Source organism: Pseudomonas migulae (genome assembly GCF_024169315.1).
GTDB classification, from domain to species: domain Bacteria; phylum Pseudomonadota; class Gammaproteobacteria; order Pseudomonadales; family Pseudomonadaceae; genus Aquipseudomonas; species Aquipseudomonas migulae_B.
Genome location: NZ_JALJWR010000001.1, coordinates 523,311 through 539,453 on the forward strand (window position 1 = coordinate 523,311; position 16,143 = coordinate 539,453).

At 59.6% G+C, this 16,143-nt stretch carries 9 protein-coding genes; 6 read left to right on the plus strand and 3 right to left on the minus strand.

Translation table 11 applies throughout. The features are described from left to right. Nucleotides 1-256 precede the first annotated feature (256 nt). The 3 genes from J2Y86_RS02430 (at nt 257) to J2Y86_RS02440 (ending at nt 6,146) form a co-directional block, all read left to right on the plus strand. Complete coding sequence (locus J2Y86_RS02430; protein WP_253427845.1) at nt 257-2,338, plus strand: putative bifunctional diguanylate cyclase/phosphodiesterase; 2,082 nt, start codon at nt 257-259, stop codon at nt 2,336-2,338. 182 nt (nt 2,339-2,520) lie between these two features. Further along, nucleotides 2,521-3,267 carry an SDR family oxidoreductase gene (locus J2Y86_RS02435; protein WP_253427846.1) on the plus strand — a complete coding sequence of 249 codons (747 nt, stop codon included), beginning with the start codon at nt 2,521-2,523 and terminating at the stop codon, nt 3,265-3,267. 182 nt (nt 3,268-3,449) lie between these two features. Next, entirely contained in the window at nt 3,450-6,146 is a 2,697-nt protein-coding gene (locus tag J2Y86_RS02440) for an RHS repeat-associated core domain-containing protein (RefSeq protein ID WP_253427847.1), read from the plus strand. A 27-nt stretch (nt 6,147-6,173) separates the two neighbouring features. Here J2Y86_RS02440 and mapR read toward each other — a convergent pair whose 3' ends face one another. The 3 genes from mapR to J2Y86_RS02455 form a co-directional block, all read right to left on the minus strand. Then, nucleotides 6,174-7,583: a GntR family transcriptional regulator MpaR gene (gene mapR / locus J2Y86_RS02445; RefSeq protein WP_253427848.1), complete on the minus strand. Its 1,410-nt coding sequence runs from the start codon at nt 7,581-7,583 to the stop codon at nt 6,174-6,176. A gap of 130 nt (nt 7,584-7,713) precedes the next feature. Next, a complete protein-coding gene (gene ccoG, locus J2Y86_RS02450; RefSeq protein ID WP_253427849.1) occupies nt 7,714-9,126 on the minus strand; it encodes a cytochrome c oxidase accessory protein CcoG in 1,413 nt (470 codons plus the stop codon). Between the two features lie 195 nt (nt 9,127-9,321). Further along, nucleotides 9,322-9,555, minus strand: coding sequence for a DUF3203 family protein (locus tag J2Y86_RS02455; protein WP_253427851.1), 234 nt, complete (start codon nt 9,553-9,555; stop codon nt 9,322-9,324). A gap of 122 nt (nt 9,556-9,677) precedes the next feature. Between J2Y86_RS02455 and J2Y86_RS02460 the strand changes: the two genes are divergently transcribed. The 3 genes from J2Y86_RS02460 (at nt 9,678) to treS (ending at nt 16,143) form a co-directional block, all read left to right on the plus strand. After that, nucleotides 9,678-10,187, plus strand: coding sequence for an MgtC/SapB family protein (locus J2Y86_RS02460; protein WP_253427852.1), 510 nt, complete (start codon nt 9,678-9,680; stop codon nt 10,185-10,187). Between the two features lie 399 nt (nt 10,188-10,586). Next, on the plus strand, nt 10,587-12,584 hold the full coding sequence (locus tag J2Y86_RS02465; RefSeq protein WP_253427853.1) for an alpha-1,4-glucan--maltose-1-phosphate maltosyltransferase: 1,998 nt from the start codon (nt 10,587-10,589) through the stop codon (nt 12,582-12,584). Nucleotides 12,585-12,801: 217 nt separating this feature from the next. Continuing rightward, a complete protein-coding gene (treS, locus tag J2Y86_RS02470) occupies nt 12,802-16,143 on the plus strand; it encodes a maltose alpha-D-glucosyltransferase (protein ID WP_253427854.1) in 3,342 nt (1,113 codons plus the stop codon).

A 16,143-nucleotide genomic window follows, 5' to 3' on the forward strand; every position in this document is an offset into this window, starting at 1 on the left:
TGCTCGCGATGGTGGTAGACCTGCCAACATCTATGTTGAATGTGAATCCGTCTTCGCGAGCAAGCTCTGCTCCTACAGGCGCGCGGCGTGCCCACGGAGGTCGATACAGAGGAACTGCGAGCAATCAAACAAGCGTTTCATCGGGTTGATGGCCCTTTGCTCATTTTGTCAGTGCGTTCTTTCATGCAATCAGTACAATCGCCCGATTTGCCCCCCGAGAATGGAAGCAGTACGGCGGGTAGTCTCGAGAAGTCCCATGCTCATTGGTAGTTATTCCCCCACGCTGGTTATCATTTCGCTCTTCGTGGCGATTCTCGCGTCCTACACCGCGCTCGACATGACCGGGCGCATCGCCACTGCCAAAGGCCGTGCCGTGCATTTTTGGACGGCCGGCGGCGCGTTGGCGATGGGCATTGGTGTGTGGTCGATGCATTTCATCGGCATGCTCGCGTTTGAACTGCCTATTGCCCTGGGCTACGACGTCACTCTGACAGCCCTGTCGCTGCTGACCGCGATCCTGTCCTGCGGTTTTGCCCTGTGGCTGGTCAGCCAGCCACAACTGCCGAGCTGGCAATTGGTGCTCGGCGCGCTGGTGATGGGCGCTGGTATCAGCGCCATGCACTACACCGGCATGGCCGCCATGCGCATGCAGCCGGGTATCGATTACGACCCGACACTGTTCGGCGCTTCTCTGCTCATCGCCGTCGGCGCGTCGGGCGCTGCGTTATGGATCGCCTTCCGCCTGCGCCGGCACACGCCTTATGTCAGCCTGCTGCGAGGCGGTGCGGCGGTGATCATGGGCATTGCCATTGTCGGCATGCACTACACCGCCATGGCCGCCGCGCGTTTTCCCGACGGCAGTTTTTGTGGCGCGGCGATCAGCGGTTTGAATGGCAAGGGCCTGGACAGCCTGGTGCTGATCACTACGATGGCGGTGCTGAGCATTGCCTTGCTCACTTCGATTCTCGATGCACGCCTGGAAGCTCGCACCGCCGAGTTGGCCCACTCGCTGACAGAGGCTAACCGTGAACTGACCCAACTGGCGCTGCACGACACCCTGACCGGCCTGCCAAATCGGGTATTGCTGGCTGACCGTATCGACCAGGCCATGTCGAGAGTGCAGGAACAGGGCGGCTGTTTTGCCTTGATGTTCATCGATCTGGACGGTTTCAAGCCGGTCAATGATGCATTCGGTCATCACATGGGTGACCAGTTGCTGCGTGAAGTCGCTCTGCGCCTGCGCGAGGACTTGCGTAGCCAGGACACGCTGGCGCGGATTGGCGGCGATGAGTTCGTGCTGCTGGTGCAACTGGCCGACGAGCATGACGCACTGAATCTGGCGGCCCGGCAGGTCGGGTTGATCGCACGCTCGTTCCGCGTCGCCGAACATGATTTGCAGATCTCCGCCAGTGTCGGCATCGCCCTTTATCCGGGAAATGGCCAGACCTGCGAAGAGCTGCTGATGAATGCCGACGCGGCGATGTATCACGCCAAGGGCGCGGGCAAGAACGGCTACAGCTTCTTCGACGCCTCGATGAACAGCAACGCGCGTAAACAGCTGCAATTGGTGCAAGACCTGCGCAATGCAGTGGACCAGCAACAATTCAGTCTCTACTACCAGCCAAAATTCGACGCCAGCAACGGTCGACCCGTCGGTGCCGAGGCGTTGTTGCGCTGGGTGCACCCGACGCAGGGCATGCTGATGCCGGACACGTTCATCGAACTGGCGGAGAAGACCGGACTGATCATTCCGATCGGCGATTGGGTGCTCAACGAAGCCTGCCGGCAGATGCGCGAATGGTACGTGCTCGGTTACACGGACTGGCGCATCGCGGTGAACCTCTCGGCCTTGCAGTTCTGCCACGCAGGCCTGGTCCAGAGCGTCGCCAAGGCATTGGCCACGCATCATTTACCCGCCAACAGCCTGACCCTGGAGATCACCGAAACCACCGCCATGAGCGACGCCGATGCGAGCATGACGGTGCTTAACGAACTCTCGGAGATGGGTGTCGACCTGTCGATCGATGATTTTGGTACGGGCTATTCGAGTTTGATGTACCTCAAGCGCTTGCCGGCCAACGAACTGAAAATCGACCGGGGGTTTGTCCGCGACCTGGAGCGTGACAGCGACGACGCGGCCATCGTTTCCGCCATCGTCGCCCTTGGCCAGGCGCTGGGTCTGCGCATTGTCGCCGAAGGCGTGGAAACCGATGTGCAGCAGGATTTCCTGACTCAACTCGGCTGCGACTCATTGCAGGGTTATCTGCTGGGGCATCCGCTGCCGGCGGAGCGGTTCATGATGGATATCCTTCGCGCGGAGCAGATGGCGACGGCGTGAAAATGCTGGACCGCGTTATCGTTCATCGCGGGCAAGCCACGCTCCCACAGGTTTTGCGTAACCTGTGGGAGCCGGGCTTGCCCGCGATGGCGTCGGCAATGAGACAACAGACCCCATGCAAAACCCGCCAATGGCGGTTATTCTTGGCCCCGACTGCAAACGCTTGAAGGGGAAACGCTCGCATGGACAAAGTCATCGTCATCACCGGCGGCAGCCGCGGCATCGGTGCCGCCACCGCACTGTTGGCCGCCGAACAGGGCTATCGGATCTGCATCAACTACCAGTCCGATGAAGAGGCCGCGCACCGCGTGCTGGACCAGGTCCGCGCCCTCGGCGCCCAGGCCATCGCCGTACGAGCCGACGTCAGCATTGAAGACGAAGTGATCGCGCTGTTTAACCGTGTTGACGCCGAACTGGGTCGGGTGACCGCACTGGTCAACAATGCTGGCACCGTCGGGCACAAATCCCGCGTCGACGAAATGTCCGAGTTCCGCATTCTCAAAACCCTCAAAACCAACGTCCTGGCGCCCATTCTTTGCGCCAAGCACGCTGTCCTGCGCATGTCACCGAAACACGGCGGGCAGGGCGGCAGCATCGTCAACGTATCCTCGGTCGCTTCGCGCCTGGGATCACCTAACGAGTACGTGGATTACGCAGCTTCCAAAGGTGCGCTGGACAGCTTCACCATCGGCCTGTCCAAGGAAGTGGCTGGTGAAGGCATACGCGTCAATGCCGTGCGACCGGGCTTCATCTACACCGATTTCCACGCACTGAGCGGCGATCCGGACCGGGTCAGCAAGCTGGAATCGGCGATACCGATGGCGCGCGGTGGCCGGCCGGATGAAGTGGCGGAGGCGATTGTGTGGTTGTTGTCGGATAAGGCGTCGTATGCGACCGGCACGTTTGTTGATCTTGGTGGAGGGCGGTAAAGGGCTGTTTACTGTCATTGTTGACAGTAGACGCTGGTCGCTCACGCGCCTAGATTGCGAGTGGCCTCTCACCGGATGAGCGCCACGATTTGCACAGTCATACGCCGTCAATCAGCGTCATAGAACCACGCGGTTTGCCCGTTCGTGCGCTGGCGTATTATCGATGCGCCGTCGGTGAGCCGGTGGAGACGCGGGTCACGCACCAGTTCCACGACGCTGCCGGTCGGCTCACTGAACAGCGCGATCCTCGCTTGTTTGCCCTGGCGCAGTCCGGCGTTGCGGTACCGCCCAATCTAGTCACCATCCCAAGCCTGTCAGGCCAGCCACTTTGCAGCGACAGTGTCGATGCGGGGTGGCAAGTGAGCTTGTCCGGTGCGGCCGGGCAGCCTGTTGAATCGTGGGATCAGCGAGGCTGGCACCGTCGCACCGAACTCGATGCGTTGCTGCGGCCAGTGGCGATCTTCGAGCACTTCCCTGACGAACCCGAACGCTGTGCCGAGCGGATTAACCGGGGCAGTTCTTCGCCAGATGACGCGCTGCACAATCGCTGCGGCCAACCGGTGCGGCACGATGATCCGGCGGGCAGCCGATTGCTGCCCGAGTATGGACTGTCGGGCGCAGTAATGGCCGAGGTTCGGCATTTCCTCGACAGCCTGGATCCGCCGGACTGGCCGCTTGCCGAGGCCGAACGCGACACATTGCTGGAGCCGGGTGACGGCTTGCATTCTGCGTGGCATTTCGCGGCGACTGGCGAGGCGCTGAGCCAGATCGATGCGAAAGGTCATCTCCGGCAATTTGCGCCGGATCGGGTGGGGCAACTGCGCGACGTTCGTCTGCAACGGGTCGGCCAACCTGCCGCCGAAACGCTGGTCAGCGCCATCGAGTACAACGCCTTCGGTCAAGTTCAGCAGGAACTCGCCGGCAACGGCATGCGCACCTTTTCCACTTATGACCCCGCCGACGGGCATCTGCTGTCGCTGGCCAATCAAGGCCCGGACGGAGTGTTTTTGCAAAACCTCAGCTACCGCTACGACCCGGCGGGCAACATCACCGAAATCACTGACGCGGCGTTACCGATCCAGCATTTCGCCAATCAGCGTATCGAACCGGTCCGGCGGTTCACCTACGACACGCTGTACCAGCTGATCAAAGCTAACGGCTGGGAAACCGCCAAGCCCTCATTCGGCCCGGCACTGCCCGAGTGGCAAGCCTTCGGCCCGCCCGACGCCAGTCGTTGGCGCAACTACAGCGAAACCTATCACTACGACGAGGCTGGCAATCTGCTGGAGCGCATTCATGTTGGCGCGGAGAACGACACCTTGACCATGCAGGTGGCGGTGCACAGCAATCGCAGTATCAAAGAAAGACCGGGTGCGGATCTGGAGGCGCTGTTCGATGCCCGTGGCAATTTGCTGGAGCTGCAACCCGGTCAGGCGTTGCAGTGGAATGGCCGTAATGAACTGGCTGAGGTTACTCAAGTGGCGCGGCTTCATGCCTCCGATGATCTGGAGCGCTATGTCTACGACGGCGAAGGCATGCGCCTGCGTAAATGGCGAAGCGCTTCGGCGAAATCTGTCAGTCATGCCTCCGAAGTGCGCTACCTGCCGGGCATCGAACTGCACAGTAACAGTGCCACGGGCGAGCAGTTGCAGGTCGTCAGTGTTCAGGCCGGGCGGTGTTCTGTGCGGCTGCTGCATTGGGATGGCCCGCCTCCTGATGGCGTGGAAAACGATCAACTGCGCTACTGCTTCGACGATCACTTAGGGTCGAGTACGTTTGAGGTGGATGCGCAGGCGAAACCGATCAGCCAGGAAGTGTATTACCCGTTTGGTGGCACAGCTTGCTTGGCGGGGCGGAATGCGGTGGAAACCAGTTACAAGACCATTCGCTATTCAGGTAAGGAGCGAGATGCAACTGGGCTTTACTACTATGGCGCACGTTATTACGCACCATGGCTGCACCGTTGGTTAAATCCGGATCCGGCGGAGGACGTGGATGGCTTGAATTTTTATCGGTTTGTCAGAAAAAATCCGGTTAACTATATTGATCAGCAGGGACGCTTTTCAATATTGAGGTCATATTTAGATTATCGGCTAGAAAAGCTTTTAGGTATTCGTCAGCGGATTCAACAGCGCGGGATGAAAAATATCAGGTTACATTCCCCCAGTATGATGGACACTTTGAGTGAAAGCATGGTTGTGGCGAAAGATGCGGTAAGGAAAACAATAAACAACTTGAGCTCGCATACTTATGACAAGGAAAAATATGAAGCGTATTTTGGCCCTCCTCAGTCCAGTGATATTCTCGAGTTAAAAGAACGATATCAGGTAATACTGGCGGCGCTGGAACGCCTCGAAACGAAGCCTGGCAAGGTGGTTGTTTATCATGATTCCGATGGGGATTTCCAAGATCTTGCTGCATTTGTTAGTCATGTGGATAGGCGGAACAAAATCTATATAAACTCTAAATTTTTAGAAAATGACTCGGCTGCCGTGTTTGCACTTACTTTGATTCATGAACTCAGTCATCAAAGCAAGAAGAACAGGACTGAAGATTATTTTTGTTTAGTTGCATCTAATGTTGAAATGGATGAAGCGAGAGCACACCATTTCGATAGCTCTGACGATGAAGTGGGTATGGCGGCGATGGTAAATAAATCGCAGAAAATCATGACGGGCAAGGCCACAGAAGATGACCTTATGCTAAGTGATGAATTTATCTGGGCGCAGAGAGGTCTTGGTTTGACTGAGGCTTTAGATAGATTTAATGGCGAACCGGCGCTTCACGGCGAAGTAGCGCGGAGAAACGCCGACAGTATTGGGGGCTTTGCGATGTCTTCGGTCCTGTCGCCTGGGAGGCCTACGCGCTCGAAACAATAATCGGGACCGGTAGTTTTATGTTTGCGCTCAAAACGACCTTACAATCCGCCCCAACGTCTCCATCGCCTTTTCCGCCGCCTCATCCCAAGGGCTGCCGTAGTTCAACCGAATGCAATTCCTGAAGCGCTGGGCCGGTGAGAAAATCGGCCCCGGCGCAATGCTGATCCCCTGCGCCAGCGCCATCTGGAACAATTTCAACGAATCCATCTGCGCCGGTAACTCCAGCCACAAAAAGTACCCGCCCGCCGGCTGGCTGACCCGAGTCTGCGCCGGAAAATAGCGCGCAATCGCCGCCAGCATCGCACTCTGTTGCTCCTCCAACGCGTAACGCAATTTGCGCAAGTGCCGGTCATAACCTCCGTGTTGCAGGTAATCGGCAATGGCCGCCTGAGCCGGCATCGACGCGCACAGCGAAGTCATCAGCTTCAACCGCTCGATCTTTTGCGCATAGCGCCCGGCAGCCACCCAGCCAATGCGATAACCCGGCGCGAGGCTTTTGGCGAACGAGCCGCAATGCATCACCAGCCCTTCGGTGTCGAATGCCTTGGCGGGTTTTGGCGCCTGTTGCCCGTAATAGAGTTCGGCGTAGACATCGTCCTCGATCAACGGCACCTGGTGGGTGCGCAACAGCTCCACCAGTTCCTGTTTCTTTGCCTCGGGCATGGTCGCGCCCATGGGGTTCTGGAAGCTGGTCATGCACCAGCAGGCCTTGATCGGGTGGCGTTCCAGGGTTTGCGTGAGCACGCCAAGGTCGATGCCGTCGCGCGGGTGCACGGGGATTTCCACGGCTTTGAGTTTCAGCCGTTCGAGGATTTGCAGGCAGGCATAGAACGCCGGGGCTTCGATGGCCACCAGGTCGCCGGGTTCGGTGACGGCTTGCAGGCACAGGTTCAGCGCTTCCAGCGCGCCGTTGGTGATCAGCAGTTCTTCCATGGGCAGCATCAGGCCGCCGACCATGTAGCGCAGGGCGATTTGTCGGCGCAGTTGCGGGTTGCCCGGCGACATGTCGGTGACGACCATGCGCGGGTCCATGTCCCGGGCAGCGCTGGCCAGGGACCGGGACAGGCGTTGCAACGGAAACAGGGTAGGGCTGGGGAATGCCGAGCCGAACGGTACGGTATTCGGATCTTTGATCGAGTCGAGGACCGAGAACACCAGTTCGCTGACGTCGACCTCCGTGGATTCGTTGACCTGGCTGCTGATCACCGGCTCCGAAAACGGGCTTGGCGCATGGGTGTTGACGAAGTAGCCGGAGCGCGGGCGGGCGCGGATCAGGCCTCGGCGCTCGAGCAGGTAGTAAGCCTGGAATACCGTGGACGGGCTGACGCCGTAGGTCTGGCTGGCGTAGCGCACCGACGGCACGCGCTGGCCGGGGCCCAGCACGCCGGAGCGGATCAGTTCAGCGATGTCATCGGCGAATTTTTCGTAGCGTTTCATCTAAGGCCCGGTTCAGTGTCATTCAGTGAAATCGAGGTGGCTTCTTCGCGGGCAAGCCTCGCTCCTACAGTTCCCACCGTGCCGTAGGAGCGAGGCTTGCCCGCGAATCGCAGCACTGCAGTCTAAGGGATCAACGGTTCATCGGCGCAACAAAGCGGCTGTCCGCGACGCTATAAATCTCGGGTTCATCGCTGTCGACGATCTTGAAGCGGATGCTCTGCGAACTGCTGCTCGGCCGTTCGGTGGTCATTGCCACGGACACCGGCACGTCGACAATTTCGCCGGGCGCCAGGCTCATTTCAGTCTTGCCTTGCAGCTGGAAGCCGTCGCCATCGACCAGGGTCAAACGGTAGTCCTGGCGTTGCTGGGTCTTGTTGATGACCTTCAGGCTGTAGATGTTTTCGATCTGCCCCAGGCTGTTTTCCCGGAACAGTCCACGGTCCTTGCTGACGTCCAGCGAGACCATCGGCCGCTCGACAAGCGCCAGGGCGAGGGCGCCGATCATCACCAGCAACACCGCGGTGTAGCCGATCAGCCGTGGTCGCAGCAGGTGGGTCTTGCCCCCTTGCAGCTCATGCTCCGAGGTGTAGCTGATCAGGCCACGGGCGTAGCCCATTTTGTCCATGATCGAATCACAGGCGTCGATACACGCGGCGCACCCGATGCATTCCATTTGCAGGCCATCGCGAATGTCGATGCCTGTAGGACACACCTGCACGCAGAGCTGGCAATCGATGCAATCACCGAGGCCGACTTCGGCCGGGCTCACATCACGTTTGCGCGGGCCACGGTTTTCGCCACGGGCGCCGTCGTAGGAGATGGTCAGGGTGTCCTTGTCGAACATCACGCTCTGGAACCGCGCATACGGGCACATGTGCATGCACACCGCTTCACGCAGCCAACCGGCGTTGATGTACGTGGCGCCGGTGAAAAACAGCACCCAGAACAGGCTGACGCCGCCGATCTGCAAGGTCAGCAGTTCTTCGGCCAGCGGGCGGATCGGTGTGAAGTAGCCGACAAAGGTCAGGCCGGTCAGCAAACTGATCGCCAGCCACAAGGTGTGCTTGGCCGCGCGACGCATCAGTTTGTTGAGGCCCCAGGGTGCGGCTTGCAGTTTGATCCGCTGGTTGCGTTCACCTTCGGTGATTTTCTCGCACCACATGAAAATCCAGGTCCAGGAGCTCTGTGGACAGGTGTAGCCGCACCAGACGCGCCCGGCAAACACGGTGATCGCAAACAGGCCGAATGCCGCGATGATCAGCAGCGCCGACAGCAAGATGAAATCCTGCGGCCAGAACGTCGCGCCGAAGATGTGGAATTTGCTTTCGGAAAGGTCCCAGAGCACCGCCTGGCGGCCGCCCCAGTTCAACCACACTGTGCCAAAGAACAGCAGAAACAGAAAACCCGCGCCGCTCATGCGCAGGGTGCGGAACAGGCCGGTGAAGCTGCGGGTGTGAATCAGGTTGTCGCTGGATTTGGCCTTCATCTTCGGACGCGAAGGCTCCAATGTTTCTACGGTTCGGACGGGGATTCTTTCGCTCATGGTCTTTCGCTCATCAGCCTCCATCAGGCCGGATCACTATGAGCGTCGATCTGTTTGCATAACAGACTCAGGTATCGCAATAAAAAGCGGATCAGATGAGCGCTGAGCCGCTCAGTGCGACAACTTGAAGCACCTGCGATAACAGGGGCAGGGGCGCTATAACAGGCGCCCGCGGTGGATGTTGATCCGGGTCAGTCAAATCACCGAATCACTGTCCGTTGCCTTCAAATGCTTACGACCGTCGACTGCACCTGCTACGGTCAATGCATCGGCTTCTGCTTCGGTGATGTAGATGTGCTTGCCGTTGATATCGACGGCCGACATGGCTTTTACCTCGTCGGTGACGATGGTCACATCAGGGCACAGGCGGATTTCCTCGCCGTTCTCTGTGGTGAAGAAGCAGGTCTGGTTTTCGATGCGCACTGTCATGGAGAGGTCCTTTTTTCTGCGGGTTCTACAGCGTTAGGACACAAGCGGCGGCTATCGTTCTGTGCAACCGATTAATGGTCGGCGCGGTCCATCCTTTATCGATCATTTACTGGGATTGCACCATGGACGCCTGGTGGCATGAAGTTTGGAAGACGTTGCAAGCGGAGTTCGCCGACATCGGCGACGCCTCACAACTGACACGTATCACCGTGAGGCTGTTGATGGCCGCCGTGCTGGGCGGAATTCTCGGTTTCGAACGCGAACACAAGGGCAAGGCCGCCGGTGTGCGGACACACATGTTGGTCGCTCTGGGTGCCGCGTTGTTTGTGCTGGTGCCGCAGATGTCCGGCTCCCAGGCCGATGCCATGAGCCGTGTGGTGCAAGGGGTGATCGCCGGGATCGGCTTCCTCGGCGCCGGGACCATCCTGAAAAACCAGGAAGGCGATGAAGGCCATGTGAAAGGCCTGACCACCGCCGCTGGTTTGTGGATGACTGCGGCCATCGGTGTTTCAGCCGGGTTGGGACGTGAAGCGACGGCGGTGTTCAGTACGTTGCTGGCGCTGGCGATCTTTAGCGTGATGCCGAAGATCGTGAAGTTGCTCGACAGGAACGGCCAGGAAGACAAGCCCTGACGGACTGCGCATTTGTGGCGAGGGGGCAACGATCACCGGCGGCATCGTCTCCGGCGGATCTTCGCGTGGCGGCGGGGTAGTGCCGGGCGGTTCCTGCTCGGGCACAGGTTCGGGCTCGGTAGGCGGAATCGTCGGGCTGTCGATGTTCGGGTCGGGTGTTTCGGCCGGGATTGGAATACTCATCGTTGAAGCCTCCAGTGGCACTTGGCGTAAGTCGTGCTTAAGTGGATTGACCACTGCGCAACGGAATTGATTCCACCGGACATCCCGGCAAATCCCCGTGAACTTTACCGGGGCCTGTCGCTCGGAACCTAAGTGAGTTCATTCCGGGGCCGATGGCTTTGCGTGAATGACGACCGTGCACTAGAGCGTCCATGGGGCGTACAGGAGAGATGCTCGATGACTGCCGAAAAACCGACAGAGCTGAACTACAACCCTCATATGCCGTTGTCGCAGGCTTTACTGCTGCCGCGCATCGCGATTGAAAACACCATGCCGACCCTTGATGGCGGGCAATTCGCCGTTAAAGCGGTGGTCGGGCAAGACGTGGTGGTCACAAGCAAAGTCTTCGCCGACGGGCACGACAAGCTGGCCGTCAGGGTTCGCTGGCGGGCTGCCGATGATGACGTCTGGCAAACCGAAATCATGGGCGAGCTGGGCAATAACGGTTATCAGGGCCAGTTCCGCGTCCAGCGTCAGGGCCGTTATGTGTTCTGCATCGAGGCCTGGATCGATCAATTCGCCAGCTTCTGCTATGAGCTGGAAAAGAAGCACTCGGCCCGTGTGCCCGTCAGTCTGGAGTTGCAGGAAGGTCGCACGCTGGTTCAACAAGCGGCCGAACGCACCCAAGGCCAACTGAGTGAAGCACTGGCAGCGCTGCACCATGAGCTGTCCGGGTTGCTCGAAATCGAACAGGTGGCGCTGTTTCTGCACCAGCGCAGCGCCGACCTGATGGCCAAGGCCGATCACCGCGCCTATTTGAGCCTCAGCCCCGAGTATCCGCTGGACGTCGAACGTGAGATCGCCCAGTTCGCCAGTTGGTATGAGCTGTTTCCGCGTTCGATCACCGACGACCCGGCGCGCCACGGTACGTTCAATGACGTGCATTCGCGGCTGCCGATGATCCAGGACATGGGTTTCGACGTGCTGTACTTCCCGCCGATCCACCCGATCGGCCGCAGCTACCGCAAAGGCCCGAACAATTCCCTCACCGCCGGCCCTGACGATCCGGGCAGCCCGTATGCCATCGGCAGCGACGAGGGTGGGCACGAGGCGATTCACTCGGAACTGGGCACCCGCGAAGACTTCCGTCGGCTAGTGGCTGCCGCGGCTGACCACGGCCTGGAAATCGCCCTCGACTTCGCCATCCAGTGTTCCCAGGATCACCCATGGCTCAAGCAGCACCCGGGCTGGTTCAACTGGCGGCCGGACGGCACGATCAAATATGCCGAGAACCCGCCGAAAAAATATCAGGACATCGTCAACGTCGATTTCTATGCCACCGAGGCGATTCCCAGCCTCTGGGTCGAGTTGCGCGACATTGTGGTGGGCTGGGTCGAGGAGGGCGTGAAGATCTTCCGCGTCGACAATCCGCACACCAAGCCGCTGCCGTTCTGGCAATGGCTGATCGCCGACGTGCGCGCGCTGTACCCGGAAGTGATTTTCCTCGCCGAAGCGTTCACCACGCCGGCAATGATGGCGCGTTTGGGCAAGGTCGGTTACTCGCAGAGCTACACCTACTTCACCTGGCGCAACACCAAGTACGAACTCTCGACTTATTTCAGCGAGCTCAACGAATCGCCGTGGCGCGAATGCTACCGGCCGAACTTCTTCGTCAATACACCGGACATTAACCCGGCGTTTCTGCATGAGTCCGGGCGTGCCGGTTTCCTGATCCGGGCGGCGCTGGCAACCATGGGCTCCGGGCTGTGGGGCATGTATTCGGGTTTCGAACTCTGTGAAGCCGCACCCGTGCCGGGGAAGGAGGAATACCTCAACTCCGAGAAGTACGAAATCCGCCCACGGGACTTCAACGCGCCAGGCAACATCATTGCCGAAATCGCCCAGCTCAACCGCATTCGCCGGCAAAACCCGGCCTTGCACACGCATTTGGGCCTGAAGGTCTATAACGCCTGGAATGACAACATTCTGTATTTCGGCAAGCGCAGCGCGGATGGCAGCAACTTCATCCTGGTGGCGGTCAGCCTCGACCCGCATAACGTTCAGGAAGCGAATTTCGAGTTGCCGCTGTGGGAAATGGGTTTGCCCGACGACGCCAGTACCCAGGGCGAGGACTTGATGAGCGGCCATCGCTGGACGTGGCACGGCAAGTACCAGTTCATGCGGATCGACCCGGCTCACCAGCCGTTCGGGATCTGGCGGATAACCACCTCCTAGATACACCCCGGACGTGGCGATAGGAAACCTGTGGCGAGGGGATTTATTCCCGTTGGGTCGCGAAGCGGCCCCCAAACAAACCAGACAATCCATTCCTCCCGTCAGATTTGGATTCACAGTGTTTACGACTGCTTCGCAGCCGAACGGGGATAAATCCCCTCGCCACAAAAGAGCCTCCTTCGGCGGGGGGCTTTATTGAATTCAACAGGAGTTTCAAATGGCGAAGAAACCCAAGGCTGCCACCTTTATCAAGGACCCGCTCTGGTACAAGGATGCAGTGATCTACCAGGTTCACGTTAAGTCGTTTTTCGACTCCAACAACGACGGGATCGGCGACTTTCCCGGTCTTATCGCCAAACTCGATTACATTGCCGATCTCGGTGTCAACACCATCTGGCTCCTGCCGTTCTACCCGTCGCCACGGCGCGACGACGGCTACGACATTGCCGAATACCGTGGCGTGCATTCCGATTACGGCACCATGGCCGATGCCAGGCGCTTTATCGCTGAAGCCCACAAGCGTGGCTTGCGGGTCATCACCGAGCTGGTCATCAACCACACCTCGGACCAGCACGCCTGGTTCCAGCGAGCGCGCAAAGCCAAACCCGGCTCCGCGGCGCGGGACTTTTACGTCTGGTCCGATGACGATCAGAAATATGACGGCACGCGCATCATCTTTCTCGACACCGAGAAGTCCAACTGGACCTGGGACCCGGTCGCCGGCCAGTACTTCTGGCACCGTTTCTACTCACACCAGCCGGACCTGAATTTCGATAACCCGCAAGTCATGAAGGCCGTGCTGTCGGTGATGCGCTACTGGCTCGACATGGGCATCGACGGTTTGCGGCTGGACGCGATTCCGTACCTGATCGAACGGGACGGCACCAACAACGAAAACCTGCCCGAGACCCACGACGTCCTCAAGCAGATTCGCGCTGAAATCGACGCCAATTACCCCGACCGCATGCTGCTCGCGGAGGCCAACCAATGGCCGGAAGACACGCAGCTGTACTTCGGTGACACCGATGCCAAAGGCCTCAACGGCGACGAATGCCACATGGCCTTCCACTTCCCTTTGATGCCGCGCATGTACATGGCGCTGGCCCAGGAAGACCGCTTCCCGATCACCGACATTTTGCGCCAGACCCCGGAAATCCCTGCCAACTGCCAGTGGGCCATTTTCCTGCGCAACCACGATGAGCTGACCCTGGAGATGGTCACCGACAAGGAGCGCGACTACCTGTGGAATTACTACGCAGCCGACCGTCGGGCGCGGATCAACCTGGGGATTCGCCGCCGTCTCGCACCGTTGATGGAGCGCGATCGTCGACGGGTGGAATTGCTCAACAGCCTGCTGCTGTCGATGCCCGGCACACCGACGTTGTACTACGGCGATGAAATCGGCATGGGCGACAACATCTACCTCGGTGACCGCGATGGCGTGCGCACGCCGATGCAATGGTCGATCGACCGTAACGGCGGCTTCTCCCGCGCCGATCCGGCCAGCCTGGTGCTGCCGCCGATCATGGACCCGCAATACGGTTACCTGTCGGTGAACGTCGAAACCCAGGCCGGCGACCCGCATTCGCTGCTCAACTGGACCCGGCGCATGCTGGCGGTGCGCAAACAGTCCAAGGCGTTCGGGCGCGGTACGCTGAAAATGCTGTCGCCGAGCAACCGACGGATTCTGGCCTACACCCGTGAATTCACCGGGGCGGATGGCAAGCACGAGATCATTCTGTGCGTGGCCAACGTGTCCCGTAGTGCGCAAGCGGCGGAACTGGACCTGTCGGCTTACGTCGGCATGGTGCCGGTGGAGATGCTGGGCGGTAACGCCTTTCCGCCGATCGGCCAGTTGAATTTCCTCCTGACCCTGGCGCCTTACGGTTTCTACTGGTTCGGACTCGCAGCGGAGAATCAAATGCCTAGCTGGCACGTAGAACCGGCGCAAAGCCTGCCGGACTTCACCACCCTGGTGCTGAAAAAACGCATGGAAGAACTGCTCGAAGCGCCGTCACGCGGCACGCTTGAGCAGGGCATCCTGCCAAACTGGCTGCAAAACCGCCGCTGGTTCGCCGGCAAGGACGCGGCCATCGAGCAAGTCAACCTGGCCTACGGCGTGCGCTTCGGTGATGCGCTGCATCCGGTGCTGCTGAGTGAAATCGAAGTCACCAGCGGCGGCCAGACCAGTCGCTACCAATTGCCGTTCGGCTTCATTGCGGATGATCAGGTGGGCCCGGCGTTGCCGCAGCAACTGGCGCTGTCTCGCGTGCGGCGCGGTCCGCAGGTGGGCTTGATCACCGATGCGTTCAGCCTCGAAAACTTCATCCGCGCCGTGCTGCAAGGCATGCAGGACAACACCGTGCTGCCGTCCGACGGCGGCGAGATCCGCTTCGAACCGACTGCCGAACTGGCCAGGCTGGGTCTGACAGCAGAATCGGAAGTCCGCTACTTGTCGGCCGAGCAGTCCAACAGCTCGGTAGTGATCGGCAGCAGCCTGGTGCTCAAACTGATCCGCAAGGTTGCCTCGGGCGTTCACCCGGAACTGGAAATGAGCGCCTACCTGACCGATGCGGGTTTCGCCAATATCTCCCCGCTGCTGGGATCGGTGGTTCGCCGCGATGCCAAGGGCGAGGACAATCTGCTGATGATCGCCCAAGGCTATCTGAGCAATCAGGGCGATGCCTGGGAATGGACGCAGAACAACCTCGAACGGGCATTGCGCGACGAGCTCGCCGACGCCATGTCCGAGCAGGAACAGCATTACAACGCCCTCGGCGAACTGCGCGACTTCGCCGGGATGCTCGGTCAACGCCTGGGGGAAATGCATCAGGTGCTGGCAGCCCCCACGGACAACCCGGACTTTGCCCCGCAGGTCACCACGCAAAAAGATGCCCTGGCCTCGGCCAAGGATGTCGCCGCGCAACTGGAGCACGCGCTGAAGTTGCTCAAGCAACATCAAAGCGAACTGAACCCCGCGGACAAAACCCTGGTCACTCGTTTACTGGACAACAAAAAAGCCATCCTCAGCCACGTCCAGGAACTGGGCAAAAAAGCGACCGGTGGTTTGCGGATTCGTGTCCATGGCGACTTGCACCTGGGGCAAGTGCTGGTGATCAAGGGCGATGCGTACCTGATCGACTTCGAAGGTGAGCCGGCCCGGCCACTCGCCGAGCGGCGCGGCAAGCACAGCCCGTACAAGGATGTCAGCGGCGTCTTGCGCTCGTTCGACTACGCGGCGGCCATGGCGATCAACGTGCACAACGTCGATAACACCGCCGATGCCCAGGCAGCACGGCAGCGGGTGTCGGACCGCTATTTAAATGAAGCGAAACAGGCATTTGTCGACGCTTATCGGCTGGCGGCAGCTAGTCTTGCTCATGCGTGGCAAGATCCGGAAGGCGAGGACGCCGCGCTGGCGTTGTTCGGTCTGGAGAAAGCAGCGTATGAGGTGGCCTATGAAGCAGAAAATCGGCCCACCTGGTTGCCCGTGCCGTTGCACGGTTTATATGGATTATTGAGTGGGCTTAAACCCTTTTCCGATCTTGGTGGAGAGTAG

What these genes read in the sequence shown, in the direction of transcription:
- J2Y86_RS02460 (WP_253427852.1), top strand. Translation starts at nt 9,678, where the DNA reads ATGGACGCCTGGTGGCATGAAGTTTGGAAGACGTTGCAAGCGGAGTTC.
- treS (WP_253427854.1), top strand. Translation starts at nt 12,802, where the DNA reads ATGGCGAAGAAACCCAAGGCTGCCACCTTTATCAAGGACCCGCTCTGG.
- J2Y86_RS02435 (WP_253427846.1), top strand. Translation starts at nt 2,521, where the DNA reads ATGGACAAAGTCATCGTCATCACCGGCGGCAGCCGCGGCATCGGTGCC.
- J2Y86_RS02465 (WP_253427853.1), top strand. Translation starts at nt 10,587, where the DNA reads ATGACTGCCGAAAAACCGACAGAGCTGAACTACAACCCTCATATGCCG.
- J2Y86_RS02430 (WP_253427845.1), top strand. Translation starts at nt 257, where the DNA reads ATGCTCATTGGTAGTTATTCCCCCACGCTGGTTATCATTTCGCTCTTC.
- mapR (WP_253427848.1), bottom strand. Translation starts at nt 7,583, where the DNA reads ATGAAACGCTACGAAAAATTCGCCGATGACATCGCTGAACTGATCCGC.
- ccoG (WP_253427849.1), bottom strand. Translation starts at nt 9,126, where the DNA reads ATGAGCGAAAGAATCCCCGTCCGAACCGTAGAAACATTGGAGCCTTCG.
- J2Y86_RS02455 (WP_253427851.1), bottom strand. Translation starts at nt 9,555, where the DNA reads ATGACAGTGCGCATCGAAAACCAGACCTGCTTCTTCACCACAGAGAAC.